We start from the raw sequence: 25856 nt of genomic DNA, 5'->3' as shown, positions 1-25856 counted from the left end.
GAGGCCCGCAGGGAGCGTCTTTTGCCGTTCCGGCGTGCTCAGGCTGAGCTCAGACGGGTTACCGAACGTTTAGCGATAAACGTCATTTCTGGGGATACCTCAGTGATCGGCCTCATCAATTTAAAGCCTCTTTACGCCACATCGTTAAAATTTGGCGCAGGGTTACTGAAAACTAAGCTTTATCTTTTCTGAGCTTGTTAACTGATTTAGATTTAATAGAAAGGAGAAAGCAACCCAGTCCAAAGAGTTTTATTACAAGATGTCCTGTGACTTCCCCATAGTTCAGTGGGGACAAACCTCCCACTGAATACACATAGAAAAGTGTCGTAATGAACGAGTAGACAGCAAAAACCAGAAAGAAAAAATAAGTACCGATAAAGTAGCGAAGAAATAATATAATGATTTCATATTAAATATTCCCATCCGTTGAAATTCTAATATTTTTTAGCAAGAGTAATCGAACCAAAGCTTCTGTTCACATCAATCGTACATAGTATCATCCTGCACAGCCCTATCTGTTAGTGCTCCGCTGCGCCCCCGCGCTGACCCTTTTGCCGCGTTGACCACCAGCAGATCAGCGATCCCGCGCTGACCATCCCTGCGCCCTGCCAGAAGGCTAAGGAGAGGCTGGAGTTGAGCAGCAGGGCGGCGAGCAGCGCCGATAGCACCGGAATAAAGTAGCTGGCGGTCGCCAGCACGGTGACATTGCCGTGCAGGATGCCAATATTCCACGCGGCATAGCCAAAACCCATCGCCAGTGCCGCCAGCGCCAGACAAGCGCCGACGCGCCAGTTCATCACCATCTCCGGCTGCGGAGCGGAGAAATATTTCAGCCACAGCGCCAGTGCGGTAAGCAGGAAGAACAGGGTGATGCCGTTGCTGCCGTTGGCGATTTTTTTGGTTACCACGCAGTACAGCGCCCAAATCAGCGCGCCGCTCAGGGCCAGCCCATAGCTGAGCGGGTTCGAGGCGACGCTGCGGTCAATCTCCGCCAGCGACAGCGGATGATCGCCCGCCAGCACCCGACAAATGCCGATTAGCGAAAGCGCCAGACCGGGAACGATCAGCAGGCTGCACTTTTGCCGCAGCACCGCTATCGACAGCAGTACCGTTAGCGCCGGCCAGAGATAGTTAACCATTCCCACTTCAATGGCCTGGGTGCTGCTGGCGGCATAGCCGAGGGATAAAGAGAGGCAAATTTCGTAGCTGACAAACAGCAGGCTGCCCAGCAGCAGATAGGAACGCGGAAAGGTATTCAGCCTGGGCAGGCCGACCGTCACCAGCAGTATCAGCGCGCTGAGGCTGTAAATAGCGGCGGCGCCACCGACCGGGCCTAACCCCTCGCTGACGCCGCGTATCAGCCCGACAATCGTGCTCCACAGCAGGATGGCGATGAGGCCAATCCCCGTTGCTTTTCTGTAATCCATATTATCCGCTGCCCGAAAATTTTTAGCTGACTTTACAGGCTGGCAGCCCGTCAGGCGAATTTAATCAGCACCATACCGACCAGTAGCAACAGCACGCCCAGCCAACCTTTGCGGCTCAGACGCTGGCCGAACAGCGCACGACCTGCCGCGATGGTGGCCACAATGCCAAAGCCACCCCACAGCGCGTAGGCGACCGACAACTCGATCCCTTCCACTGCCTGGGCCAGCGCGCTGAACGCCGCCAGCACCGCCAGCAGCGACAGCAGACCATAGCCTTTGCGCTTAAAGCCGTTGGAAAGCTTGAGAAAGATATTGGCAGCAATCTCCAGCACCACCGCACCCGCCAGCCAGGCGGCATGAATCCACTCAAACGCTGACATGACGGCCTCCCGTGCGGGTGCCGGATTTAATCAGCGCAATGCCCACCACCAGCGTCGCCAGTCCGGCGATTTTCATGAGCGAGAGCGACTCGTCAAACAGCAGCACGCTGAACAGCGTAATAAACAGAATACCCACGCCTTCCCACATCGCGTAAGCGACGCCAAGGGCGATTTTTTTAATCGAAATCGACAGGGCAATATAAGAGAGAGCAATCAACAGCAGCATCAGCAGGTAGCCCGCCGGATTGCCGCTGACGCTAGACCATTTCATCAGCAGGGTGCCGGTGATTTCCAGCGCGATCGCCAGAGCCAGTAACATCCAGTACAGCATGATTTATTTTCCACAGAACAGAGGATAACGCGCCCGCCTTGGCGGCAGGATATAACAACTTAATGTCGTAGGGTTAAAGCGGGACTAAAGCGCGTTACGCCAGTGTTGTTCACCGGAAAGGGATAAGGCAGAAGAGAAGGCAGGGCACTGCATGATGGGGTCGAGCCTGACCATATTATCCATAATTTTTACAACTTATCCGCGTTGTTGCTTTTCGTCGGTGCGGAAAGGAAATTGTCTCCGGTAGTTAAACACGGCTCTGTTATAGCATGCGGATGTGGTGTTTATCTTGCTGTTTGCGATTCTTTACCCTGGTATTGATGGTTTGTTTAGTTATTCCGACTGCTTAAGCGTTCCATGGCGTGATCACACTGACGCGTGAGAACGGCGCGCTCACTTCAGGCTGTGGGATATAGCCGTGAAAGGCCAGCAGGCTCTGGAAAATGCAGCGTGCATCCTGCTGCAGCTCGTGGTGGATCAGCAGGTCCATTTTTCCCTCGCTCAGCAGCTGGCGGTTCTCACTATCCAGGTCGTGGCCGATGAATACCGCGATTTCCCGCCCGGCAGCGGCAAAAGCGCGCACGATGGCGCTGTTGCCGCCGCCTGCACAGTACACCGCCCCCAGTGCCGGATGGCGCTCCAGCTGCTGCGCCAGCGCGCAAAAAGTGGGGTGATCGATGCCGTATCCGGCGCTGATGCGCAGCGTGGTCAACGCCGGGGCCATCTGCGCCAGCGCCGCGCAGAACCCGGCGGCGCGATCCTGTTCCCCCTGAAAGCGTTCGCTGCCCGTTACCACTGCCACCTGTGGCGTGCGCTGCCCCAGCAGGCGCGCCATCAGATACGCCGCCGTATGCCCGGCCGAGTGGTTGTCGATACCGACGTAGCGAATGCGCTGGCTGTCCGGCAGGTCGGTCACCAGCGTCACTACTGGCACCCGTTGCTTCAGCAGTTCTTCAATAACCTCCGTCAGCATGCGGTCATTTTCCGCCTTGAGAATAATGCCGTAGCTGTCGCTGGCGCAGCGCTGCATCAGCCGGCGGATCTGCTGGGGGTCGGTGTTCTCAAAGACATGCAGGCGCAGGGTAAGGCGGAAAGGGGCAAAGCTGGCAATCTCCGCCAGCAGTGCATCGGTCACCAGCTGGCTGAAACGCGTGGGCGTATGCAGGATAACGTCGATCGGGATAGTGCGGCCGCTGGCGAGGCTCATGCGCTGCTGCTGTTCAAGGTCGCGCAGCGCCTGCGCTATACGGCGCTCCGTCTGGGCGTGAACCGCGCCGCGCTGATGCAGCGCACGGTCGACCGTGGCTTTACTGACGCCAGCCTGAGCGGCGATCTGCTTGATGGAAAATTTCATTTCTGAGGTGTTTCTGAGGTGGTTTGCCGGACAGTAAACCATCTTTTCAGGATATTTCCTGCGTAGCGGCTCGCATTTTGTCGTGACAGGCCAGGCAAATTGCCGCGCAGCGGTGTATGTTGCAGGCATCCTGAACGGGGGGCTATAGGGATGTACGAATTTACGTTGATTTTACTGCTGCTGCAGCAGATGTGTGTGTTCCTGGTTATCGCCTGGCTGATGAGTAAAACCCGCCTGTTTATCCCGCTGATGCAGGTCACGGTGCGGCTGCCGCACAAGCTGCTGTGCTACATCACCTTCTCGATCTTCTGCATTATGGGCACCTATTTTGGCCTGCATATTGAAGATTCGATTGCCAATACGCGGGCGATTGGTGCGGTGATGGGCGGGCTGCTGGGGGGGCCAGTGGTCGGCGGGCTGGTGGGGCTGACGGGCGGGCTGCACCGCTATTCCCTTGGCGGCATGACCGCGCTGAGCTGCATGATCTCGACCATCGCCGAAGGGCTGATTGGCGGCGTGGTGCACAGCGTGCTGATCAGGCGCGGGCGCAGCGATAAGGTCTTCAGCCCGCTCACCGCAGGGCTGGTCACCTTTTTTGCCGAGCTGATGCAGATGGCGATTATTTTGCTGATCGCCCGGCCATTTAACGATGCGCTGCACCTGGTGCAGAGCATTGCCGCGCCGATGATGGTGACGAATACCGTCGGCGCGGCGATGTTTATGCGCATCCTGCTCGACAAGCGGGCGATGTTTGAGAAGTACACCTCGGCGTTCTCCGCCACCGCACTCAAGGTAGCGGCCTCAACCGAGGGGATACTGCGGCAGGGGTTTAACGAAGAGAACAGCATGAAGGTGGCGCAGGTGCTGTATCAGGCGCTGGATATCGGCGCGGTGGCCATCACCGACCGCGAGCGGCTGCTGGCGTTTACCGGCACCGGTGATGATCACCATCTGCCGGGCAGGCCGATCTCCTCTTCCCTGACCTGGCGCGCTATCGACAGCGGCGAAGTGGTGTACGCCGACGGCAATGAAGTGCCGTATCGCTGCTCGCTGCACCCTAACTGCAAGCTGGGTTCGACGCTGGTGATCCCGCTGCGCGGGGAAAACCAGCGGGTGATCGGCACCATCAAACTTTACGAGCCGCGTAACCGCCTGTTCAGCTCGATTAACCGCACGCTGGGAGAGGGCATCGCGCAGCTGCTATCGGCGCAGATCCTCGCCGGACAGTATGAGCGGCAGAAGGCGCTGCTGGCGCAGTCAGAGATCAAACTGCTGCACGCGCAGGTCAACCCGCACTTCCTGTTTAACGCGCTCAATACCCTGATGGCGGTGATCCGCCACGACAGCGACAAGGCCGGGCAGCTGGTGCAGTATCTGTCGACCTTCTTCCGCAAGAACCTCAAGCGGCCGTCGGAGATTGTTACGCTGGCCAATGAGATTGAGCATGTAAATGCCTATCTGCAGATCGAGCAGGCGCGCTTTCAGTCGCGGCTCTGCGTGCAGCTGCTGGTGCCGCCGGAGCTGGCGCATCACCAGCTGCCCGCCTTTACCCTGCAGCCTATCGTCGAGAACGCGATCAAGCACGGTACCTCACAGCTGCTGGGCAACGGCGAGATTACGCTGCGCGCCAGCCGCGACGGGCAGCATCTGCTGCTGGCGATTGAGGATAACGCCGGGCTGTACCAGCCAAAGAGTGAAGGCAGCGGGCTGGGCATGAGCCTGGTGGATAAGCGCCTGCGCGTGCGTTTTGGTGACGGCTACGGCATCAGCGTGACCTGCGAGCCGGACCGTTTTACCCGTATTACCCTGCGCCTGCCGCTGGAGGAGCCAGTATGTTAAGCGTTTTAATTGTCGATGATGAGCCGTTGGCGCGGGAGAACCTGCGCATCCTGCTCCAGCAGGAGGGTGATATCGCGATTGTCGGCGAGTGTGGCAACGCCATTGAGGGCATTGCCATGGTGCACAAGCTGCGGCCAGACGTGGTGTTTCTCGATATCCAGATGCCGCGCATCAGCGGGCTGGAGATGGTCAGCATGCTTGATCCGCAGCAGCGGCCGTGGATTGTGTTTCTCACCGCCTTTGACGAGTTTGCGGTGCAGGCCTTTGAGGAGCACGCCTTTGACTATCTGTTGAAGCCGGTAGAGGCAGCGCGCCTGGGCAAGACGCTGGCGCGCCTGCGCCAGGGCCATCAGCAGCAGGAGGTGCAGGATGTCTCGGTGTTGCCGGAGAGCCAGCAGCCGCTGAAGTTTATTCCGTGCAGTGGGCACAGCCGCATCTGGCTGTTACAGATGGAGGAGGTGGCGTTTGTCAGCAGCCGCCTTAGCGGCGTCTACGTCACCAGCCACGACGGCAAGGAGGGGTTTACCGAGCTGACGCTGCGGGTGCTGGAGCACCGCACGCCGCTGCTGCGCTGCCACCGTCAGTATCTGGTGAATATGGCGCATCTGAAAGAGATCCGCCTGGAGGATAACGGCCAGGCGGAACTGCTGCTGCGTGATGGTCATACCGTGCCGGTGAGCCGCCGCTATCTCAAGAGTCTGAAGGAGGCGCTGGGGCTGTAGTTTACACGGCAGGTTGTAGTTTACACGACAGGGTGTCGCTTAAATGACAGGCTGCGGCTTCAGCGCGGCAAATGCGGTGCGGATCTGCGCTTCCGGCAGCTGTACGCCGATAAACACCAGCGTACTGGCGGGCTGCTCCTCGGGCTGCCATTCCCGGTCCCAGTCGGCGCTGTACAGGCGCTGCACGCCCTGGAACAGCAGGCGGCAGGGCTGACCGTCGATCCACAACATGCCTTTGTAGCGCAGCAGGCTGTCGGCGAACCCGGACAGCAGTTCCTCCATGACTTTTGATACTGCCTCCAGCGCGACCGGGTAGTCCAGCTCGACCACGACTGAATTGATGTCGTTATGCTTATCGGCGATAAAATTAAAGCGCGGTGCGCTGTTGATGACCTGCTCTTCCAGCATAAAACCGCGGGTGTTAAACAGCAGGCTGAGGTCTATCTCACCGTTCACCACCGGATAAACCGGCGCGCGGGCGTTGATGCGCTGCAGCCGTGCCAGCAGATTGGCTGGGGTTCCGGCAACGTCGGTTTTGCTCAGCAGAATGCGGTCGGCATAGCCAATCTGCGACTGCGCCAGAGTGAACTGGTCCATCTGCTGTTCGGCGTGTACGGCATCGACCAGCGCGATCACCCCATCCAGCAGATAGCGCTCGCACAGCACCTCGTGTGCGAAAAAGGTCTGAATAATCGGGCCGGGGTCGGCCATGCCGGTGCATTCAATCACCAGACGGTCAAAGGTAACGTCACCGCTATCGAGGCTGGCGAGCAGCTCCAGCAGTGCCTGCTCCAGCTCGCCGGAGCGCGTGCAGCAGATGCAGCCGTTGGTCAGGGTTTTGATCTGCGTGGCGCGTGCGCCGAGCAGCTGATCGTCTACGGCCACGGCGCCGAACTCGTTCTCGATCACCGCGATTTTGTAATCATGCTGGTCGTGCAGAATGTGGCGCAGCAGGGTGGTTTTGCCCGCGCCGAGAAAGCCGGTGAGCACGGTAACGGCAATCGGTGTCATGGTGTTTTCCTTATCAGCAGCAGCGCATGCCGCCTTTGCCATCTCCGCCGTAGCGCGCCTGCTGGCGCTCACGGAAGAACTCTTTGTAGGTCATCATCGGTTTGTCCGGATGATGGGTCTGCATATGCAGCACATAAGTATCGTAGTCAGGGATACCGACCAGCATCCTCGCCGCCTGGCCGAGGTATTTTTTTGCCGCGCCTAAGTTGTCGAACATCGTGTCTTCCCCGTTGTGCGGGCTGGGCATGCCCAGCCCCTACGAAAGTGCGGGATATGTCCCGCACACGGTGGCTAATGGCCGGATGAAACCTTCACCCCCTCTTTCGGCACCGCCACGTACGGCGTTTCGGTATCAGTCGGTTGCGCGATCTGGCGCGCTTTCAGCCAGGCTTTGAAACCGTAGAAGATAATGCTGTAAACCACCACCAGGAACAGGATGCTCAGGCCTGCGTTGGTGTAGTTATTGATCACGATATGGTTCATGTCGGCGATCTGCTTCGCCGTCAGTTCACCCCCTGCCGCCACCTTCGCTTTATACTCCCCGGCCATATAGAAGAAGCCTTCCATCTGCGGGTTACTGCTAAACAGCTTAAGCCCCAGCGCCCAGGTGGTACAGATCAGCAGCCACACAGCGGGCAGCACCGTTACCCAGATATACTGCGTGCGCTTCATCTTAATCAGCACCACGGTCGCCAGCACCAGCGCGACGGCAGCCAGCATCTGGTTGGAGATGCCGAACAGCGGCCACAGGCTTTTCACCCCGCCCAGCGGATCAACCACGCCCTGATACAGCAGATAACCCCACAGGCCGACGCAGCCCGCCGTGCCCACGATGCCCGCCAGCAGCGAGTCGGTTTTCTTGAGGAACGGCACAAAGTGGCCGAGCAGGTCCTGCAGCATAAAGCGGCCGGAGCGCGTACCGGCATCCAGCGCGGTCAGGATAAACAGCGCTTCGAACAGGATACCGAAGTGATACCAGAACCCCATATCGGCAATCGGCATGATTTTATCGAACACGTGGGCGATCCCCACTGCCAGCGTTGGCGCACCGCCGGCGCGGTTGAGCACCGAAGGCTCGCCGATGTCCTTAGCGGTTTGCATGATCTGTTCAGGTGAAATCACAAAGCCCCAAGAGCTGACGGTGGCCGCGGCCTGCGCCGTGACATCTTTTAACTGCGCCATTATCAGCGGCGCGTTATCGCCGCCCAGCTCGTGCAGATTTGGCATGGTAATGCCGAGGCCCGCAGGCGGGGTGTTCATGGCAAAGTAGAGGCCCGGCTCAATAATCGATGCCGCCACCAGCGCCATCACCGCCACAAAGGACTCCATCAGCATCGCGCCGTAGCCAATAAAGCGCGCATCGGTTTCGCAGGCCAGCAGCTTTGGCGTAGTGCCGGAGGCGATCAGCGCGTGGAAGCCGGAGACGGCACCGCAGGCGATGGTGATAAACAGGAACGGGAACAGCGCCCCTTTCCACAGCGGCCCGGTGCCGTCAATGTACTGGGTGAGCGCCGGCATTTTCAGCTCCGGGTTGAGGATCACGATGCCGATCGCCAGGCCAACGATCACGCCGATCTTCAGGAAAGTGGCGAGATAGTCACGCGGCGCGAGGATCAGCCACACCGGCAGCAGCGCGGAGATAAACGCATAGCCGATCAGAGTAAAGGTGATGGTGGTGTCCTTAAAGGTCAGCGCCGGGCCCCAGTACGGATCCTGGGCCACTACGCCGCCAAACCAGATGCTGGCGACCAGCAGGACCACGCCAATAAGCGAAATTTCCCCGACGCGCCCCGGGCGGATAAAGCGCATATAGATGCCCATAAACAGCGCGATCGGCACCGTCGAGCAGACGGTAAACACGCCCCACGGGCTTTCCGCCAGGGCTTTCACCACGATCAGCGCCAGCACGGCGAGGATGATGATCATAATCAGGAAGCAGCCAAACAGGGCAATGGTGCCCGGCACGGCACCCATCTCTTTTTTGATCATCTCGCCCAGCGATTCACCGTTGCGCCGCTGGGAGATAAACAGCACCATAAAGTCCTGCACCGCCCCGGCCAGCACGACGCCAGCCAGCAGCCACAGCACGCCGGGCAGGTAGCCCATCTGCGCCGCAAGCACCGGGCCGACCAGCGGGCCAGCGCCGGCTATGGCAGCAAAGTGGTGACCAAACAGCACGTTGCGGTTGGTCGGCACATAGTTGAGGCCGTCGTTATTGATCACCGCAGGCGTGGCGCGCGTTGGGTCGAGCTTCATCACCTTCTGGGCGATGTACAGGCTGTAGTAGCGATATGCCACCAGATAGACCGATACCGAGGCCACCACAATCCACAGCGCGCTGATATGTTCGCCGCGCCTGAGCGCCACCACAGCCAGGCAGCAAGCCCCGATGATGCCGAGGATCATCCAGGGTATATGTTTGAAAAAATTATTTTTATTCATAGGGAACCTGGTCATTTTCGCGTTGAAAAGGGGTAAGAGAGACGGGTCTATGGTGGCGAATTTCAATACCATCAGGGGGGATTATTGCTTGAGCGGTTGTATAGAACGATAAGCGGTTGCTCGCCGGACTAAGCGGTTTTTCGGCGCAGCTAAGGATTTGAAAACTGTGATTAAGGTCTCATCAGATGAGCGCCGCTGGAACCGTCATTAATGAATCTGGCTCACTACCACAATGCTATTTTGCCTGATTATCTCATGGCTGAAATTCACTAATATAGCGACTTAACTCTACCGGGAAATTTACTGATGGATAACGCTACCCCGCGTGCGCCGTCTGTCGCCATGAAAACGACAGGCTTCGCTTTTGTTCTGATTCTGAGTGCGTTAATGGCCGTCACGTCGTTATCCACCGATATTTATCTGCCAGCTATGCCAGTGATGGGCAACGATCTGCAAGGCGATGTCGAGCTCACCATTACCGGGTTTTTGATTGGATTCTGTATTGCGCAGCTAATTTGGGGGCCAATTAGCGACCATTATGGGCGCAAAGGGCCGCTGTTTATCGGCCTGGTGCTGTTTATTATCGGCTCGGTTGGCTGTGCGCTCTCCAGCGATATTACGCAAATTGTCTTCTGGCGCGTCTTCCAGGCTTTGGGCGCCTGCACCGGGCCGATGCTGGCACGCACCATGATCCGCGATCTGTATGGGCGCACGCGCGCGGCGCAGATGCTGTCGACGCTGATGGTGATTATGGCGATTGCGCCCATTGCCGGGCCGCTGATCGGTGGGCAGATGATCCGTGTCACTTCGTGGCATATGATTTTTTGGCTGCTGGCGGCCATTGGCGTGGTGATGCTGGCGTGCGTCTGGCGGTTACCGGAAACCCTGCCGCCTGAAAAACGAGTAAAGTCATCCGTAGCGGGCGCTTTCCGCAATTACTACTCGCTGCTGAAAAATATCCCATTTATGCGCTTTACGCTGTGCGTAACGTTCTATTACGTCGCCGCCTATGCGTTTATCACCGGATCGCCGTTTGTCTATATCAGCTATTTTGGCGTCGATCCGCAGCATTTCGGCTGGCTGTTTGCCGTCAATATTATCGGTCTGATGACGGTCAGCATGATTAATCGCCGTCTGGTGCATCGCTATCCGCTGGAGGTGCTGTTGAAGTTTGCAGTGGTGGTGGCAACGCTCGCAGCGCTGGTGCTGGCGTTGTCTACCCGGTTGAATATTGGCGGCATCACGATGGTTATCGTGCCGGTATTTATTTTCTTCTCAATGAACGGGATTATTGCGGCCACCTCGACGGCGGCGGCGATGGATACGGTACCGAATTTTGCCGGTTCCGCCTCTGCGCTGATTGGGGCATTGCAGTACGGCAGCGGGATAATCTCGTCACTGCTGCTGGCGCTGCTCAGCGACGGAACGCCGTGGACGATGGGCTGGATTATTGCGCTGTTTACCGTGTTGAGTGCGGCGATGGCACTGACGGCTCGGGTGGTAAAAACCACCCGTTAGCCCGATGTTGAAGTGATTACTGGCTGAGGCTGTCGCGTGCTTCCTGCAGTTCCTGCTGGGCGCGTGCCAGTTTTTCCTGCTGTTTAGCAATTTTCTTACTGCTACCACCGGCCTGAGCTTCGCGCAGGTCGGCCTGGCGCTCGGCGACTTTTTCCATCTTTTCCTGCACTTTCTGCTGACGGTCGGCCATCAGGCTGCTGTCGGTGCAGTGCTGATCGATCTCTTTCAGCGCTCTCTCCAGACCGGCTTTCTGTGCGCTGTTGCCATGGGCTTCGGCGTACTGGATCTGCTGCGCCACTTCGGCACGTTTCGCGGCACAGCCGGTCAGGGTTTCAGCGGCATGAGCTGAACCCATGACCATCAGCAGTGAAGCCATCAGAAGACGAATTTTCATGGTGAATACCTCTGTGATTTATCCCCAGCTCAGCCGAGGAATTTAAGATTTGGAACCCGGCCAGCATCGCCAGCCGGGTGAGGGAAAAGCGGAAGTTACCCCGCGAGGCGTAATCAGCCTTTGATAACGCTATCCACTGCGGCCTGAGCACACTGCTCATCCAGATTGCCGCCCGGTGCTCCGCCCACGCCGACTGCGCCGATCACCTGGTCGCCGTCACGCAGCGGCAGGCCGCCAGCCAGCAGCAGGAAGCCAGGGACTTCACGCATGCCGGCGGCGCCCGCGTTAGACTGAGCGGCTTCCATCACTTTGCCAGACGGGTTTTTGGTGCTGAGCGCGGTGAAGGCTTTCATCTTGCTGGCTTCAATGGTGTGCGGGCCGGCATTGTCCATGCGCTGCAGGGCTTTCACATTGCCGCCGCGATCCAGTACGGTCACGCTAACGTTGTAATTTTTAGCCGAGCAGGATTTGATCACTGATGCTGCCAGCTCGTTGGCCTGCTGCAGTGAGATATTTTTTTCAGTCAGCGTGGCGGCGTGCAGGGGCAGAGCGCTCAGGCCAGCGAGTACAGCCAGGGTAGAGAAGGTAAGTTTCATCTTTAAGGTTCCTGTTATCGTTCAGAGAACCCTATTTTGCGCAAAGCGTGCGATAACCACTATTCGGTTAATTACCCGTTCGACCTGGTAGATTTACCAGGTTGCGACAGCATTTTCAGCCGGGCGTACTCCCAGACCAGCGGGGCGAGGCTGCTGACTTCCAGCCGGGCGAAGATCGAGGCGCGATGAGCTTCGGCAGTGCGCGGTGAGAGCGAAAGTGCGCGGGCGATCTCCTTGGCGCTTTGGCCCTCGACCAGCAGTTCGAGCACTTCGCGTTCACGCAGGGTGAGCTGGGCGAATTTGTTCTCCAGCAGCTGTCGCTCCTGCTGCTGCGCGGCCCGCTGCTCGCTCTCTACCAGCGCTTCGCTGATGCAGTCGATCAGCTTATCGCTGTCGAGCGGCTTGGTGAAAAACTCCCAGGCACCGTGCTGAAAGGCGCGGCGGCAGAGGTCGATGGTACCGTGCCCGGTCATCAGGATAACCGGAACCAGCGGATAGTGCTGCGAGGTCTCCTCCAGCCAGCTCAGGCCACTTTTGCCGGGCATGCGAATGTCCATCAGCAGGCAGCCGGTTAGCGTGGGCGTTACGCTGCTATCGGCTTCAAAGGCGGCCACGCTGCTGTAGGTAGTGACCTGCCAGCCCAGCGTTTGCAGCAGAAAACTGAGTGAGTCGCGGATTGAGGCATCATCGTCAATCAGCCAGATAGGTGAGGTACTCATTGCTGCTCCCATAACTGAAAATGCAACTGGATACAGGCACCACCGCCCGCATGGTTAGAGAGGGTGATTTTGCCGTTCATGCGCAACATCAGGGTTTCGGCCAGCGACATCCCAAGGCCAATTCCTTCACTGCGGGTGGTGTAAAACGGCATCAGCGCCTGCTCCATTCCTTCGGTTGAGAATCCGCGCCCGCCGTCGGTTAAGGTTAGCACCACGCTTTCTTCTTCCCGGCGGCAGTGCACCTGCACCCAGCCTTTGCGCTGGCTGCTTTGCGCCTGTATCGCATTGCTCAGCAGGTTGTGCAGCACCTGTTCCAGCCAGAGCGGATCGGCTTTTACCTGTAGGGAAGGCGGGGAGAAGTCGCGCTGCACGGTGATATCGCCTTCGCGAATTTCACGCGCCAGCAGATCCTCCACTCGCGTCCAGACGCGTTTGATCTCTACCGCGCCCAGCGTGACTTCACGCTGTTCCAGATGGTCGCGAAAACGCTGTAGTAGCGATGCGATGCGCTGTGTCTGACCCAGCGCGCCTTCCAGCGCGGCAGGTATCTGGCTGACGTCGCCTTTGGCCAGCAAATGCTGTGCCGCCTTTAACCAGTTCTGTATCGCCGCCAGCGGTTGATTGATCTCATGCACCATGCCGGTGGTGATTTCCCCCAGCGCATTCAGCCGGGTATGTTGATAAAACTGCGCGCGGCGGTCGGCCTGGCGCTGGCGCTGGTACTGGTGCACGAACACCATCATCAGCGTCAGCAATGCCGCCAGCAGCAGCGGTGGCCACAGTGCGAGCGCCTGCCAGCGTGGCGAAGCGCTGGCCGTCAGCGTGAACGGCTGCAGCTCCTGAGCGAAGGTAGTGGTCCAGTGCCACCAGCCGACGCTCTCCTGAGCCCGCGAGCTGAGCAGCACGGTGCCCTGCCAGTTTAGCGCCAGATGCCGGAAGCCAGACTGTTTTCTCGCGTCGTCAATCACCGGGCGGAAGTCGACCAGTTCGCGCACCTGCTGCCAGGGGTTGTTCAGCCAGTAGCGGCCATTGTCCGCTGGGGTAATGCGGATCTCCTGCGAAGCGTTGGCAGGCAGCGGCTCAATGGCGACAATTTGCGGAAATTTATGGTTCAGGGCGGCGGCATCGCTGCCGGGGGAGATCAGCGGCAGCACGGCGGCATTTTGCGTTAAGCGGTAGGCAATCTGGGTTTCCAGTGCCTGAAAAGAGGCCTCAAAGCTTTTCCACTGCTGATAAAGCTGCACGCCAGGCACCAGCACCAGCGGGATCAGCATCAGGATCAGCCAGACAATCAGGCTGCGTTTTATGAGCGGAGGCGTCACCAGTTTATCCTTATATCAAATGGGCTGCCTGATTGAGCCTTAATTATTACCAGGAATCAACCGTGCGGCGAGTTGAACAGGACCGGTCCCGGTAACGAAAATGAGTAATGAGTGCCATATGTAAATTGTTGACGCGTTTCGGAAAATACGTTAAATCACTGGAGCCTTTCTGATCCGCTATTTTTAGTCACATTAAAATAATAAAAAAAAATCCAATTTCACTGGAGCTATTTGCATTATGCCAGGACGAAGAACAGGTAAAACCCCTAACGAAGAACATCTCGAATATCTCTGCCGGATGGCTTTCCTGAGTGGTTTAGGGGTTATTGTCGGGTGGCTGGCGGTATTTAGTTTGATGCACCAATGGGGAGAGGTCGAGTCACTGCTGGTGATGGCTGGTGCAGCCCTGGCCAGCTGGCGGGTTGCAATGCGCGGCAATTTTTCCAGCGGGCTGATGCTGGCCCAGCTGCTTCATCTTATTTACGTCGTGGTGTTTTGCCTGCGCTATGATATTCCCGACCAGGGGATCCCGCGAACCACGCACCTGTATCTGCTGACTGTCGCGCTGGTGGGCTATATCAATTATCAGCGCAGGCACACGCTGGCACAGCTGGCGCTTATCGCCAGCACGCTGCTGGCGTTTATTATTCTCAGCAGTGCCGACTTAATCTATCCATTTGCTCACCCCATGCAACACCGATTGCGTATTTATATCCCGCTGGTGAATGTCATTTTAGCCACGGGGATTTTATGCGCTGGCATCGTGGCGATGCAGGCCGACTTTTCCCGCCGCAGCGAGAAGATCCGCGCGATCCAGCATGCGCTTTACAATGACGAATTCGTGCTGTTTTATCAGCCGCTGCTGAATGCGACCGGGCAGATTAGCGGAGCCGAAGCGCTGCTACGCTGGCAGCTGCCGGGTAAGGGAGTGGTGCCGCCGTCCGAGTTTATTCCCGCTGCCCAGCAGGCCGGGCTGATGCCTGCGGTGGGTGACTGGGTGATCGGCAGCGCTTTTCGCGAGCTGGCACACTGGCAAGCTAACCCGGCGACGGCGCATCTTACGCTGTCGATCAACGTTACCGTGGATCACCTGATGAAACCTGAGTTCGTTGCGCGCCTGATCCAGCAGGCGGACAGGGCGCAGATCCCCCCTGCGCGGGTGAAGCTTGAACTGACAGAGAGCGTGTTTGCCTCCGATATCGACGCCGTGGTGGCGAAAATGGTTGCCCTGGCCGCTGCCGGATTCCGCTTCTCGCTCGATGATTTTGGCACCGGTTTTTCATCGCTTAGCTATCTGCGCCGCCTGCCGCTGGAGCAGATCAAAATCGACCGCAGCTTTATCTCCGGCGCAAGTGAAAATCGTAAGGGGGCAGTGATCGCCAGGAATATTGCGCGCATGGGGCTGGAGCTGAAGCTGGAAGTGCTGGCCGAAGGCATTGAAACGGCGGAGCAGTGGTCGCTGATGCAGGATTTTGGCTGTACGGCGTTTCAGGGGTTCTACTTTTCGCGCCCGCTGAGTATTGAAGATTTTCGCGCTTTTTCGCTGCAGAATCGGCAACAGGGGCCGGCGTGAAGCAGGTTGATGGGATACAGCAAAGCCCCGGTCTTATCACCAGGGCTTGATGATTGCTGTGGCATCAGCCAAACAGCCGCTGACGGTTTTGCGTCAGCGCGTGCGCCACGTCGGGCAGCATCGGGAAGGAGCTTTGGCCACCATATTTCTGAATCGAGCAGGAGCTGATCTCTGCCGCGAAGGGAATCGCTTCTTCCAGGGCAATATGGTTGACCAGGCAGTAAGCGATGCCGCCGATAAATGAGTCCCCCGCCCCGGTGGTATCCACCACGTCCGGGCAGAATACCGCCGGATAGTGTTGCGCTCCCGCCTGACTCGACAGCACGGCGCCTTTTTCCCCCAGCGTAATAATCACCTGGCCATTAACCCGCTGATGCAGCTCCGCCGCGCAGGTGATGGCATCGCTCACCGAGGCAACGGAGCTTTGATTCATCAGGCTGGCTTCGGTCTCATTGACCACCAGGAAATCGACCTGGCTGAGCGCCTGCGCGGAGATGTGGCGGGCAGGGGCATTGTTCAGCAGGATCTGGCAGTGGTGCTGGCGCGCCAGGGCAATGGCGCGATCCACCACCTGTTCAGGGATCTCGGATTGCAGTATCACCAGCGGGCGATCGCGAAACAGATCGTCGGTGATATCGGCTTCGCCGATCAGATAGTTCGCCCCTTTAATAATCGTGCTGCAATAGTCACCGGACTCGAGGATCTGCACGATGCCAATGCCGGAGGTTTTTCCGCGCTGGCTAATTTGAGTCACGGAAACCCCGTTCTCGCTCAGCGATTTAAGCAGTTCGCTGCCGTAAATATCATTGCCGACACAGCCAACCATATTCACATTCAGCCCCAGTTTGGCGCACTGCACCGCCTGGTTTGCGCCTTTGCCACCGGGCATCAGCATCAGCTCATTACCGGTGAAGGTCTCCCCAATCTCCGGCAGGCGATCCTGCTGGACGAGAATGTCATAGTTAAGACTGCCAATAACAACAACATTATGTTTCATCATTTCGGCCCTTAATTGGCGGTGCGTTTGGACGCCACCGCATTTCTGGTGTTGTGTAAACTGGTTTGGCTCTTTTCGCTGGTTTTGCTGGCGATAATGGTAAAAATGGCATCCAGAATATTGAGGTGGACAATACGCGTGGTGGCATTTTCCCCGGTAATCGGGTTGTTTTTCACCGAGGAGATAATCGAGTGTTTGGCGATCAGGCTGAGCGGGCTATTGGGATAGTTGGTCAGGCAGATGGTTTCGGCACCATGCTCATTGGCGGCTTTAACCATCTGGATAATATCGGTGGTCTGCCCTGAGTGCGAAATCGCCAGCAGAATATCGCCCGGCTGCATCAGCGAGGCGGTCATTAGCTGCTTGTGGCTGTCGCTGAATACCGAAGAGAAGATGCCAATCTTGAGCAGCTTATGATTGAAGTCATCGCAGATCGAACCCGACCCCCCGCAGCCGGCAATAAAGATACGTGCGCTTTCCGGCTTGTTAATAAACAGCCATGCGACGGCCTTGATCACCGCGCTGTTAATCACGCTCAACGATTCCTGTAGAGCCATAACTGAATTCAGGAAGGTGCTCTCAATAACCTGTTCGACATACTTTTCAGAGTCGGGGATCAGCGGAATATCGACGATCTCCTCCTGCGAGTTAACCTGCCTGCCAATATTGAGCTTTAGATCGTGAAAACCGGTGAACCCCAGCTTTTTCGACACTTTGGTAATACTTGAAACGCTGACGTTGAGATAATTAGCGATATCCGTGATACACATTTTAGATAATGACTGGGGGTTGTCATCAATAAAGCGGGCAATTGAACGTTCTTTTTTACCCAGCTCGGGTGCAAGCGTTCGCGCCAGTAAAAATATCTCATTGCCTTTAAGTCGGTTATGCATGTTCAGGGCTCGTAGAAAACTTTATCCGTAAGCTAGCATGGGGGGTAAACGAAAAGTGTTAACCAGATCACATGCTGTAAAACGTTTTACTATGTCGTTTTACTGTGAGTAAAATAAAATCATCGTATTACGCGCTTTCATTTTACTGGCAGGAAAATGAAAGCATAAGCACCTGTTTTAAAAGTGTTTTACTGATAGTAAAATTTTCACTATTAAAAACTCTCGGTCAGTTTTATTTTCGGTATTATTTGATTTTTACCATTTACCAGGCGGGTAAAGTCACTTATAACGCAAGGGAAACTTCATGCAAGGATATTTAAAATGAAATTCTCTTCCCGTATTAATTCATTTCGTTCCCGTCCCGAGTTATTTGACGCTAAGAATAAAATGGATACCTGCGATCTGATTACCCGAATGGGTAGCGTAGATGGCTTAACGCATATTGAACTTAACTACCCGGAACACTTTGTTGGCCAGAGTAAAGAGCTGATTAAACAGACCATCGCCGATAATAACCTGCAGGTAGGCGGCATCGCGCTGCGCTATAACAAGGAGTTTATCGACGGTGAATTCACTAATCCTGACGCCGCGCTGCGCCAAAAAGCGATTGATATCACGCTGGAAGCGGCAGAAGTGTGCAAGTACCTCGGTGGCAATACCGTCACGCTGTGGTTTGGCTACGATGGCTACGACTATCCGTTCCAGCAGGACTACTTCCGCGCTTACGAGCTGCTGGTCAGCGCCCTGCAGACCGTCACCCATGCACACCCGGATATGCAGTTCAGCTTTGAATACAAACCCTACGAGCCGCGCACTTTCTCCTTTATCGGCGATGTGTCATCAACCCTGATGCTGATTGACGATGTGGGCGCGGATAATCTCGGCATTACTCTCGACTTCTGCCACATGATCATGAAGAAAGAGAACCCGGCTTTCTCACTGTTCCAGTCGGCTCGCAAAAATCGCCTGGTCGGCTTCCATCTGAATGACGGCTACGGACATTTTGATGATGGTCTGATGCTGGGCTCGGTGCATCTGATGCAGACCCTGGAATACATCTACTACGCAAAACGCGTGAATTTCAGCGGCCTGATCTATTTCGATACTTTCCCGAGCCGCGAAGATCCGGTGGCCGAGTGCGCGCAAAATATCCGCATGTATAAGGCGCTGGCAGGCTTTATTGACCGCCTGAGCATTGACGAAATTGATCGGCTGATCAAAAGCCAGGATGCACTTAAAGTGCAGGGCATGCTGATGAAAATGATTGCCGAATAAAAACAAAATTAAAAACTTACCTCTTACTCACTACCAGTCGGTGTCAGACACCGGGGGAAACTATGTTTAATAAAATAGGTTTGCCTAAGAACTTGCTGTGGGGCTATATCGGCCTGACTATTTTTATGATCGGCGATGGCGTTGAACAAGCCTGGATATCAATCTGGCTGGTGGAAAAAGGGCTTTCTGTCGCCCAGGCCTCCTACCTGCTGACCGCATATGGCGTGACCGTGACCCTGGCCGCCTGGGTGACCGGCGTGCTGGTACAAACGCTCGGCCCGCGTAAGGTGATGCTGTTTGGCCTGGTGACCTTTGTGATAGGCAGCGTTGGCTTTATCGCGATTGGCCTGCAAACCATGCATATGGCGTGGATGCTGCCGTTCTACGCGATACGCGGCATTGGCTATCCCCTGTTTGCCTATTCGTTCCTGATCTGGATTAACTACAGCACGCCAGTTGAACGACGTGCGACGGCGGTTGGCTGGTTCTGGTTCACTTTCTCGCTGGGCTTGAGCGTTATCGGCCCGTTCTTCTCCTCGCTGGCGTTGCCGGTGCTGGGCGAAATCCACGTGCTGTGGGTCGGGATGCTGTTTGTGATTGTCGGCTCGGTGCTGGGGATCTGGGTGAACCGCGACGTGGTGCCGGCTTCGGAGATCCACCCGTTCAGCGCCGCCGAGTTGCTGAAGGGCATCACCATCCTGCAACGCCCGGTGATTGCCATGGGGCTGGTGGTGAAGTCGGTGAACGGCATTGCGCAATATGGCCTGGCGACGTTCCTGCCGCTCTACCTGATCAGCTACGGCTACAGTAAAACCGAGTGGCTGCATATGTGGTCGGCGGTATTCCTGGTAGCGATTTTTGCCAACCTGTTCTTTGGCTTCTTCGGCGATAAATTTGGCTGGCGCACCACCATTATGTGGGTCGGTGGCTTCGCTTATGCAGCGGTGCTGATTTTGGTGTGGGCGGTGCCGCAGGTACTGGGCCACAACTTCTATGTGATGATGTTTGTGCTGTGCCTGTGCGGGATCACCATGGCGGGTTACGTGCCGCTGTCGGCACTGTTCCCGATGCTGGCGCCGGACAGTAAAGGGGCGGCGATGTCGGTGCTGAACCTGGGGGCCGGTCTGGGGGCGTTTATCGCACCTGCCATCACCGCGCTATTTTACTCTTCGCTCGGTGCTGGCGGCGTACTGGGGATATATGCCGGGCTGTATGTGCTCAGCGGCGTACTGACCCCGTTCCTGAAAACCCCGCAGGAGCTTGCGGCGCAGGATGTGGTGAAGGGCAAGGGCGCTCTGCGGCACTCTGAATAACGGTAGCCGAGATTTTTGCCCCGAGGTAAAGAGGACTTTCAGTCTGATGTACCCGGGGCGTTACCGTTTTGTTTCGCCTGAGAAATAGTTAAAAATCATTAAAATACAAATAGTTAAAATTTATTCTGATCATTTTCCATTTAACGAATTGTTGATTTTTTAACCTTAAAGTCGCATAGTGGCGGAATCGTCAACCGTCTAAAATTATATATCAAGGATGATGTCTGTTATGCCTGTACTTATGAAAGAGGATAGTACAATGATTGTTTATCCAGTCTCTTACAGCCCGTCCGCTGTAGCGAGGGCATTCAAAATCGTGCATTCCTTCGAGATTGCAGGCGTGGCTATGGCGGTTATTTATGATGCAGCTACGCCACGTGCGGCCATCATTAAGACTAAACCGGAAGAAATCGATGGTGTTATGCGTAACCGCGCTGTCGCTATTCTGGAGCTCGAACGCAAGAAGACAATAGGCGATGTCGTGCTATCGGTTGAACGGTTTTGGCAAGATGATGCTTTACAGGTCGAGAGCGTTTGCGTAGAGGGTACACAGCGCGAATTAGGGTTAGCTACTCTACTGTATGAAACGCTGGTTAATGAGTGTGGGGTGGTTCTTATGAGCGATCACATGCACTACCCAGGCGGTAAAGCGTTGTGGAAAAAGATTGCGGAACAATCAAAGAGCCTCGCCATATTTGTTCTCGACACTGACGTCGGAGCATTTTTCCCCTATGACGGGCAGCACCTCTTATATAATGGCGTATCAATACCAGAGGATGCGATCTGGTCATTACACCCGGATGAATCGCGCCGTGGCGTGATCCTTGTAGCAAAGAATAAAGATAGATTAGCCGCATACGCCGCATAAAATTAAACCCGCCGCTGGCGGGTTTTTTTCGGCAGTTTGGTCACGGCCGCTGCGAGTTCTGCCGCAGCGGGAACAGGCGGGTATTGATAATAGCAATATTCACTTCGCACGGCTGACCATCATCAAGAAACACGGTTTCGTTGATTTCAATGACCGCATCGTTTTGCGCCAGGTTAAGCAGGGCCAGTACGTCGGGATCGGTGAGATTGAGCGCCGTTAAATTTTGATCCCTGCGCTGTATTTTTTTACCGGTTATCTGCTCAAGGTATGAGTATTTGGATATTTCCAGCTTGCTGAACTCCATACTGCTAAACAGGCTGACCGGCAGGTGAATGTGTTCCAGCGCCACAGGAATATCATCAAAGCACATCAGGCGTAAAATTTTATATACCTGGTCGCTGTTCTTAATGCGTAGCGCCTGCGCTATTTCCGGCGAGGGCACGCGCATAATACTGACCGAGACTATTTTTCTCACCCCTTTGTGGCCGTGCTTTTGCGCCTGATAATCAAAAGGGGAGAGGGCATGAAACCGTCCTGCGTTATTGCTGATGCCAATAGAGCCAACAAACAGCCCGGATCCTTTCACCCGGTATATTCGCTGCTGCTCAATCAGAATCCGCGTCGCTTCGCGCACGGTTGCGCGCGTAATGCCAATATTTTTGGCAATGGCAATTTCCGTATCGAGCTTATCTCCGGGCAGCAGTTTGTCAGCTTTAATTTTTGTCAGGATATAATCGACAACTTCTTTCTGTTTTTCTGTAATGCCATCGATCATTTCAATTCATCCCGCTCAGAGTGAGGGCCGACTCGCCTGAGTCGTGCCTGCACAGGTGTGCTCTTTATTATTGCTGTATGCCACTTCAGTGACATCGAGTTGTGATCAAGTTAACGAATTTACATTCAAGCTCAACATGTCCAGCACTATTTTAACTTTACATATTGTATCTGTACACCTCCGGGTTCATCATCAAGATGACTATACATCTTAAACCTGTCTAGACTTGATCATAGAGTACCAAAGTCAAGCGACAGAGGCAGCAGCTCTCAATGATGTGACAGATAACGCTATCAGCTTCATTCAGAGATCCCGAAGCTGACTGTACATCACTGCGAGCTTTCCCAGGAGAAAAGCGATGTCGCAGCTGGCACAGTGGTTGAATAACGAAAAAATTCAGTATGTTGATAACGTGGCGGACTGGAAAGAAGCGCTGCAAATTGCCGCGCGTCCTCTGCTTAATGAAGGGGCAATCGCACAGAACTATATTGATGCCATTATTCGGCAGAAAGAGGAGATTGGGCCTTATTTTGTCATCGCCCCACAAATTGCCATGCCCCATGCGCGCCCGGAAGAGGGGGCCAGTCAGCTGGGGTTATCAATCGTCAAGCTGGGGCAGGCGGTGAAGTTTAATTCGGAAGAGAATGACCCGGTCGACGCTATTTTTATGTTTTCTGCCCCGGACAGTCATAGCCATATTGAAATGATCTCGCAGCTGGCAGAGGTCCTTTCTGACGAAGAGATAATGGACAAAATATTTAATGCGCGCAGTCAGGAAGCGCTTAAACAGATTCTGTTAGCAGGCAATGCTTAACTGACAGTGTGATTATCAACAACAGGTGATGAGGTCTGAGATGAAAATTATGGCGGTGTGTGGTTCAGGTTTAGGCAGCAGCTTCATGATGGAAATGAATATCAAGAAAGTGCTGAAGAAACTCGAAATCGAAGCGGATGTAGACCATTCCGATCTCGGGTCTGTGACCCCTGATGTGGCAGATGTCTTCGTCATGGCGAAGGATATTGCTTATAGCGCCAACCTTCCGGAGGGAAAAGTTATCATTATTAATAATATTATCGACCTGAAAGAAGTCGAAAATAAAATACGCGAGTATTTTGATAAATAAAAAATTTGTCACTTTAGATGAACACCTTACCCTAGAGGTTACTATGTTTACTCAAAACCTTTTGCAATTTGTCGTCGACGTGCTGAAGGTGCCATCCATTCTGGTGGGGCTGGTGGCGCTATTCGGGCTGGTGGCACAGAGAAAGCCTTTCCCCGAGGTGATTAAAGGAACGGTGAAAACCATCCTCGGCTTTCTGGTGCTGGCTGGCGGGGCAACGGTGCTGGTCGGCTCGCTGACGCCGCTGGGTGACATTTTCAAACAAGCTTTTGATGTGCAGGGGATCATCCCCAACAATGAGGCGATGGTATCCATTGCACTGGCGAAGTATGGCGCACCGACCACGCTGATTATGGCTTTCGGTATGGTGGCTAACATTGTCGTTGCCCGTTTTACCCGACTGAAATATATCTATCTGTCAGGCCACGTCACTTTTTATATGGCCTGTATGGTGGCCATTATTCTGTCGGTGGCCGGTTTTGAAGGGGTGCAGTTGATTTACACCGGCTCCCTGGCTCTGGGCATGCTGATGGCATTTTTCCCGGCGCTGGCCCAGCCCTATATGCGTAAAATCATCGGTGGCGATCATGTAGCCCTGGCGCACACCGGAACGATTGGCTATGTGTTATCGGGCTGGATTGGTTCGGTAGTGGGGAAAGGTTCGAAATCCACCGAAGAGATGAACATGCCAAAAAACCTGAGTTTTTTGCGCGACAGCACCATCTCCATCTCCCTGACCATGATGATCATTTACCTGATCCTGTCTGTTTCCGCAGGTAAAGAGTATGTCGAGAGCCACTTCAGCAACGGTCAAAACTACCTGGTCTACTCCTTTATTCAGGCGATCACCTTTGCTGCTGGGGTGTTTATCATTCTGCAGGGCGTGCGCTTAATCCTTGCGGAGATTGTCCCGGCCTTTACCGGCTTCTCTGAGAAGCTGGTGCCCAACGCACGACCTGCGCTGGACTGCCCGATCGTCTTCCCTTATGCCCCTAACGCGGTGCTGGTGGGCTTTATTTCCAGCTTTGTAGGCGGCCTGGTGGGGTTGTTTATCCTCGGCCAGCTGCACTGGGTATTGATCCTGCCGGGGGTGGTACCTCACTTCTTCTGCGGCGCTACGGCTGGGGTATTTGGTAATGCGACCGGCGGCAAGCGCGGTGCGATTTGCGGCGCGTTTGCCCACGGCATTTTGATCACCTTCCTGCCTGTGGCCCTGCTGCCGGTGCTCGGTGCGATTGGGCTGACCAATACCACCTTCTCGGATACCGATTTTGGCGTGGTGGGTATTCTTCTCGGCAATATGGCGCGCTTTATGGATAAAGGCACCATCACCATGATCATTACCGGTATTTTTGCGCTGCTGGTGGTGTACAACTTTGCGGCGAAGAAGAAAGTGATGGTGGAAGAGAGTCCAGAGTAATACCTTTGTGGATCACATCCAGAGAGGAGACGCTCTCTGGATTGATCAGGTTCTTTTTCCGCTATGGGGTAACGCGCATCACTTTCTGCGTCAGGCTCATGGCGGAATCAAACGGGCTGGTATTGCGCACGATCTTAACCATCACGCTGGCGCCCAGCCAGAGCTGGTAAAGGCTTTCAGCGACGTTAGCGGCAGTATCATCAATCACCAGTGAGCCTTCGGCCACGCCCCTCTCCAGCGCATCAGCCAGGCGCGAAATAATTCCAGACGTGCCAGACTGAAGGGTGGCACGCATATTGTCTGAGAGATCGGCCACTTCGGCACCGAGCTTGACGGCAAGGCACCTACCCTGGCAATCGGAGAATGACTGTGTTTCTTGCCACAGTCGCCAGTAATTCATCAGCCGCTGCGCCATCGTCAGACCGGGCTGGCTGAGCGTGCTGTCGAGCTCTGACAGATAATCCGCAAAATAGTGCGCCAGCATATCAACGCCGAAGGCTTCTTTCGAACTGAAATAGTGATAGAACGAGCCTTTAGGGACACCCGCATCTTTGAGTATTTCATTCAATCCAACGGCAGAAAATCCCTTACCGGCCATGATGCGCTGGCCTGTAGCAAGAATGTGGTCGCGGATTTCATTGCCATGGAATTGAGTTGCAGTTGTCATAGGGTCACGTTACCAAAAGCCAGGTCGGTTGTCTGTTCGCGGGAGAGTAGAACCCTATTTTCACAAAAACGGCTCTACTCGTCCACGCCACAATATCAGCCTGCTTCTATTCAGCCAGCTGTTTAAGCAGCTGTTCTGCCGTCGCTGCAGACGACGTTGGGTTTTGTCCGGTGATCAGCAGGCCATCACTGACCACATAGGAACTCCAGTCCGGGCCTTTGGAGTAGATCCCGCCTTTGGCAATCAGCTCGTCTTCCACCAGGAATGGCACCACCTCAGTCAGGCCGACCGCTTCTTCTTCGCTGTTGGTGAAGCCGGTCACCTTTCTGCCTGCCACCAGCGGTTTTCCTTCAGGCGTTGTGACGTGGCGCAGCACGCCCGGCGCATGGCAAACCAGGGCGACATGTTTGTTAGCCGCCAGGAAGTTCTCGATAAGCCTGATGGAGTTTTCATCCTCGGCCAGATCCCACAGTGGACCGTGGCCGCCTGGATAGAATACTGCGTCGTAGTCAGCCGCTGAAATGCTGTCCAGGCGAACTGTCGCGGCGAGCTGGGCGGTTGCTGCCGCATCGGCCTCAAAGCGGTGAGTATGCTCAGTCTGGAAGTCAGGCTCATTACTTTTTGGATCTAACGGCGGGTTGCCGCCTTTTGGCGAGGCCAGGGTGATCTGCGCGCCGGCATCTTTAAATGCGTAGTAGGGCGCAGCCAGCTCTTCCAGCCAGAAACCGGTTTTGCGTCCGGTATTGCCCAGCCGATCGTGTGAGGTTAACACCATAAGAATCTTCATCATCAATCTCCTGCCGTTAAGTTTAGCGTTTAAATTAGACCAGTCGTCTACGGCGCGTTGAGATTCGTGCCTGCGGTGTGGCTGAAGTAAAGTTAACACCAATTAGACCAGT

At 55.4% G+C, this 25856-nt stretch carries 27 protein-coding genes; 11 read left to right on the top strand and 16 right to left on the bottom strand.

All coding sequences use genetic code 11. From position 1 onward, the window contains the following. On the top strand, window positions 1-192 hold a 192-nt coding region (locus tag QLG07_RS20175; RefSeq protein WP_282470031.1), incomplete at its 5' end, for a hypothetical protein. A 326-nt stretch (window positions 193-518) separates the two neighbouring features. On the opposite strand, the gene yddG is transcribed toward QLG07_RS20175, so the two are convergent. The 4 genes from yddG to QLG07_RS20155 form a co-directional block, all read right to left on the bottom strand. Further along, the gene (yddG, locus tag QLG07_RS20170; protein ID WP_187497456.1) at window positions 519-1427 is read right to left on the bottom strand and encodes an aromatic amino acid DMT transporter YddG; all 909 of its coding nucleotides are present in this window, start codon (window positions 1425-1427) and stop codon (window positions 519-521) included. Between the two features lie 50 nt (window positions 1428-1477). Then, the gene (mdtI, locus tag QLG07_RS20165) at window positions 1478-1807 is read right to left on the bottom strand and encodes a multidrug/spermidine efflux SMR transporter subunit MdtI (RefSeq protein WP_048914671.1); all 330 of its coding nucleotides are present in this window, start codon (window positions 1805-1807) and stop codon (window positions 1478-1480) included. Beyond that, window positions 1794-2141 (bottom strand): multidrug/spermidine efflux SMR transporter subunit MdtJ, encoded by a 348-nt coding sequence (gene mdtJ / locus QLG07_RS20160; protein ID WP_166643207.1) that lies wholly within the window; start codon window positions 2139-2141, stop codon window positions 1794-1796. Before mdtJ ends, mdtI begins: the two co-directional genes overlap by 14 nt. Window positions 2142-2484: 343 nt before the next feature. Next, window positions 2485-3492: a LacI family DNA-binding transcriptional regulator gene (locus tag QLG07_RS20155; protein WP_048914673.1), complete on the bottom strand. Its 1008-nt coding sequence runs from the start codon at window positions 3490-3492 to the stop codon at window positions 2485-2487. Window positions 3493-3642: 150 nt separating this feature from the next. Here QLG07_RS20155 and QLG07_RS20150 point away from each other — a divergent pair, with 150 nt between their 5' ends. Together QLG07_RS20150 and btsR are read left to right on the top strand one after the other, a co-directional pair. Beyond that, the gene (locus QLG07_RS20150) at window positions 3643-5331 is read left to right on the top strand and encodes a sensor histidine kinase (protein ID WP_133622777.1); all 1689 of its coding nucleotides are present in this window, start codon (window positions 3643-3645) and stop codon (window positions 5329-5331) included. Continuing rightward, window positions 5325-6053 carry a two-component system response regulator BtsR gene (btsR, locus tag QLG07_RS20145; protein WP_048914678.1) on the top strand — a complete coding sequence of 243 codons (729 nt, stop codon included), beginning with the start codon at window positions 5325-5327 and terminating at the stop codon, window positions 6051-6053. The genes QLG07_RS20150 and btsR overlap by 7 nt, the downstream gene beginning before the upstream one ends. Window positions 6054-6092: 39 nt before the next feature. Here the strand turns inward: btsR and yjiA are convergent, their stop codons facing one another. From yjiA to QLG07_RS20130, 3 genes are all read right to left on the bottom strand, one after another. Continuing rightward, window positions 6093-7064, bottom strand: a complete 972-nt coding sequence (yjiA, locus tag QLG07_RS20140; protein ID WP_048914679.1) for a GTPase — start codon at window positions 7062-7064, stop codon at window positions 6093-6095. Window positions 7065-7077: 13 nt separating this feature from the next. Beyond that, on the bottom strand, window positions 7078-7281 hold the full coding sequence (locus QLG07_RS20135) for a YbdD/YjiX family protein (protein ID WP_048914688.1): 204 nt from the start codon (window positions 7279-7281) through the stop codon (window positions 7078-7080). 74 nt (window positions 7282-7355) lie between these two features. Further along, window positions 7356-9506: a carbon starvation CstA family protein gene (locus QLG07_RS20130; protein WP_282470030.1), complete on the bottom strand. Its 2151-nt coding sequence runs from the start codon at window positions 9504-9506 to the stop codon at window positions 7356-7358. 306 nt (window positions 9507-9812) lie between these two features. Between QLG07_RS20130 and QLG07_RS20125 the strand changes: the two genes are divergently transcribed. Further along, a complete protein-coding gene (locus QLG07_RS20125; protein WP_282470029.1) occupies window positions 9813-11024 on the top strand; it encodes a multidrug effflux MFS transporter in 1212 nt (403 codons plus the stop codon). A gap of 16 nt (window positions 11025-11040) precedes the next feature. Here QLG07_RS20125 and QLG07_RS20120 read toward each other — a convergent pair whose 3' ends face one another. From QLG07_RS20120 to QLG07_RS20105, 4 genes are all read right to left on the bottom strand, one after another. Further along, the gene (locus tag QLG07_RS20120) at window positions 11041-11418 is read right to left on the bottom strand and encodes a DUF1090 domain-containing protein (protein ID WP_133622780.1); all 378 of its coding nucleotides are present in this window, start codon (window positions 11416-11418) and stop codon (window positions 11041-11043) included. A 113-nt stretch (window positions 11419-11531) separates the two neighbouring features. After that, complete coding sequence (locus tag QLG07_RS20115) at window positions 11532-12014, bottom strand: heme-binding protein (RefSeq protein WP_282470028.1); 483 nt, start codon at window positions 12012-12014, stop codon at window positions 11532-11534. Window positions 12015-12085: 71 nt separating this feature from the next. Continuing rightward, window positions 12086-12733, bottom strand: coding sequence for a response regulator (locus QLG07_RS20110; RefSeq protein WP_133622782.1), 648 nt, complete (start codon window positions 12731-12733; stop codon window positions 12086-12088). Further along, entirely contained in the window at window positions 12730-14055 is a 1326-nt protein-coding gene (locus QLG07_RS20105) for an ATP-binding protein (protein WP_048914684.1), read from the bottom strand. Before QLG07_RS20105 ends, QLG07_RS20110 begins: the two co-directional genes overlap by 4 nt. Window positions 14056-14293: 238 nt before the next feature. Here QLG07_RS20105 and QLG07_RS20100 point away from each other — a divergent pair, with 238 nt between their 5' ends. Next, window positions 14294-15628: an EAL domain-containing protein gene (locus QLG07_RS20100; RefSeq protein ID WP_282470027.1), complete on the top strand. Its 1335-nt coding sequence runs from the start codon at window positions 14294-14296 to the stop codon at window positions 15626-15628. 64 nt (window positions 15629-15692) lie between these two features. On the opposite strand, the gene QLG07_RS20095 is transcribed toward QLG07_RS20100, so the two are convergent. Continuing rightward, window positions 15693-16625: a ribokinase gene (locus tag QLG07_RS20095; protein WP_048914686.1), complete on the bottom strand. Its 933-nt coding sequence runs from the start codon at window positions 16623-16625 to the stop codon at window positions 15693-15695. A gap of 11 nt (window positions 16626-16636) precedes the next feature. After that, on the bottom strand, window positions 16637-17518 hold the full coding sequence (locus tag QLG07_RS20090; protein WP_048914687.1) for an SIS domain-containing protein: 882 nt from the start codon (window positions 17516-17518) through the stop codon (window positions 16637-16639). A 321-nt stretch (window positions 17519-17839) separates the two neighbouring features. On the opposite strand from QLG07_RS20090, the gene QLG07_RS20085 reads away from it, so the two are divergent. From QLG07_RS20085 to QLG07_RS20075, 3 genes are all read left to right on the top strand, one after another. Continuing rightward, the gene (locus QLG07_RS20085) at window positions 17840-18793 is read left to right on the top strand and encodes a sugar phosphate isomerase/epimerase family protein (RefSeq protein ID WP_048917271.1); all 954 of its coding nucleotides are present in this window, start codon (window positions 17840-17842) and stop codon (window positions 18791-18793) included. Between the two features lie 62 nt (window positions 18794-18855). Next, window positions 18856-20106, top strand: coding sequence for an MFS transporter (locus tag QLG07_RS20080; RefSeq protein ID WP_191149868.1), 1251 nt, complete (start codon window positions 18856-18858; stop codon window positions 20104-20106). 229 nt (window positions 20107-20335) lie between these two features. Then, window positions 20336-20974, top strand: coding sequence for a hypothetical protein (locus tag QLG07_RS20075; RefSeq protein WP_282470026.1), 639 nt, complete (start codon window positions 20336-20338; stop codon window positions 20972-20974). 40 nt (window positions 20975-21014) lie between these two features. Here QLG07_RS20075 and QLG07_RS20070 read toward each other — a convergent pair whose 3' ends face one another. Next, entirely contained in the window at window positions 21015-21749 is a 735-nt protein-coding gene (locus QLG07_RS20070; RefSeq protein ID WP_099754222.1) for a GntR family transcriptional regulator, read from the bottom strand. Between the two features lie 358 nt (window positions 21750-22107). Here QLG07_RS20070 and QLG07_RS20065 point away from each other — a divergent pair, with 358 nt between their 5' ends. From QLG07_RS20065 to QLG07_RS20055, 3 genes are read left to right on the top strand one after another with little or no spacing between them, the layout of a single operon-like run. After that, entirely contained in the window at window positions 22108-22563 is a 456-nt protein-coding gene (locus QLG07_RS20065; RefSeq protein WP_282470025.1) for a PTS sugar transporter subunit IIA, read from the top strand. Window positions 22564-22603: 40 nt separating this feature from the next. Next, entirely contained in the window at window positions 22604-22873 is a 270-nt protein-coding gene (locus QLG07_RS20060) for a PTS sugar transporter subunit IIB (protein ID WP_048917272.1), read from the top strand. Window positions 22874-22916: 43 nt separating this feature from the next. Further along, window positions 22917-24290 (top strand): PTS ascorbate transporter subunit IIC, encoded by a 1374-nt coding sequence (locus QLG07_RS20055; RefSeq protein ID WP_048917267.1) that lies wholly within the window; start codon window positions 22917-22919, stop codon window positions 24288-24290. A 61-nt stretch (window positions 24291-24351) separates the two neighbouring features. Here the strand turns inward: QLG07_RS20055 and QLG07_RS20050 are convergent, their stop codons facing one another. Both QLG07_RS20050 and QLG07_RS20045 read right to left on the bottom strand, forming a co-directional pair. Further along, on the bottom strand, window positions 24352-24957 hold the full coding sequence (locus tag QLG07_RS20050) for a TetR/AcrR family transcriptional regulator (RefSeq protein ID WP_282470024.1): 606 nt from the start codon (window positions 24955-24957) through the stop codon (window positions 24352-24354). Between the two features lie 106 nt (window positions 24958-25063). After that, the gene (locus QLG07_RS20045; RefSeq protein WP_048917265.1) at window positions 25064-25744 is read right to left on the bottom strand and encodes a type 1 glutamine amidotransferase domain-containing protein; all 681 of its coding nucleotides are present in this window, start codon (window positions 25742-25744) and stop codon (window positions 25064-25066) included. Window positions 25745-25856 lie beyond the last annotated feature (112 nt).

The sequence above is a fragment of the Erwinia sp. V90_4 genome (assembly GCF_029967685.1).
Lineage (GTDB): Bacteria > Pseudomonadota > Gammaproteobacteria > Enterobacterales > Enterobacteriaceae > Erwinia > Erwinia aphidicola.
This window is presented reverse-complemented; position numbering and strand designations above follow the sequence as displayed.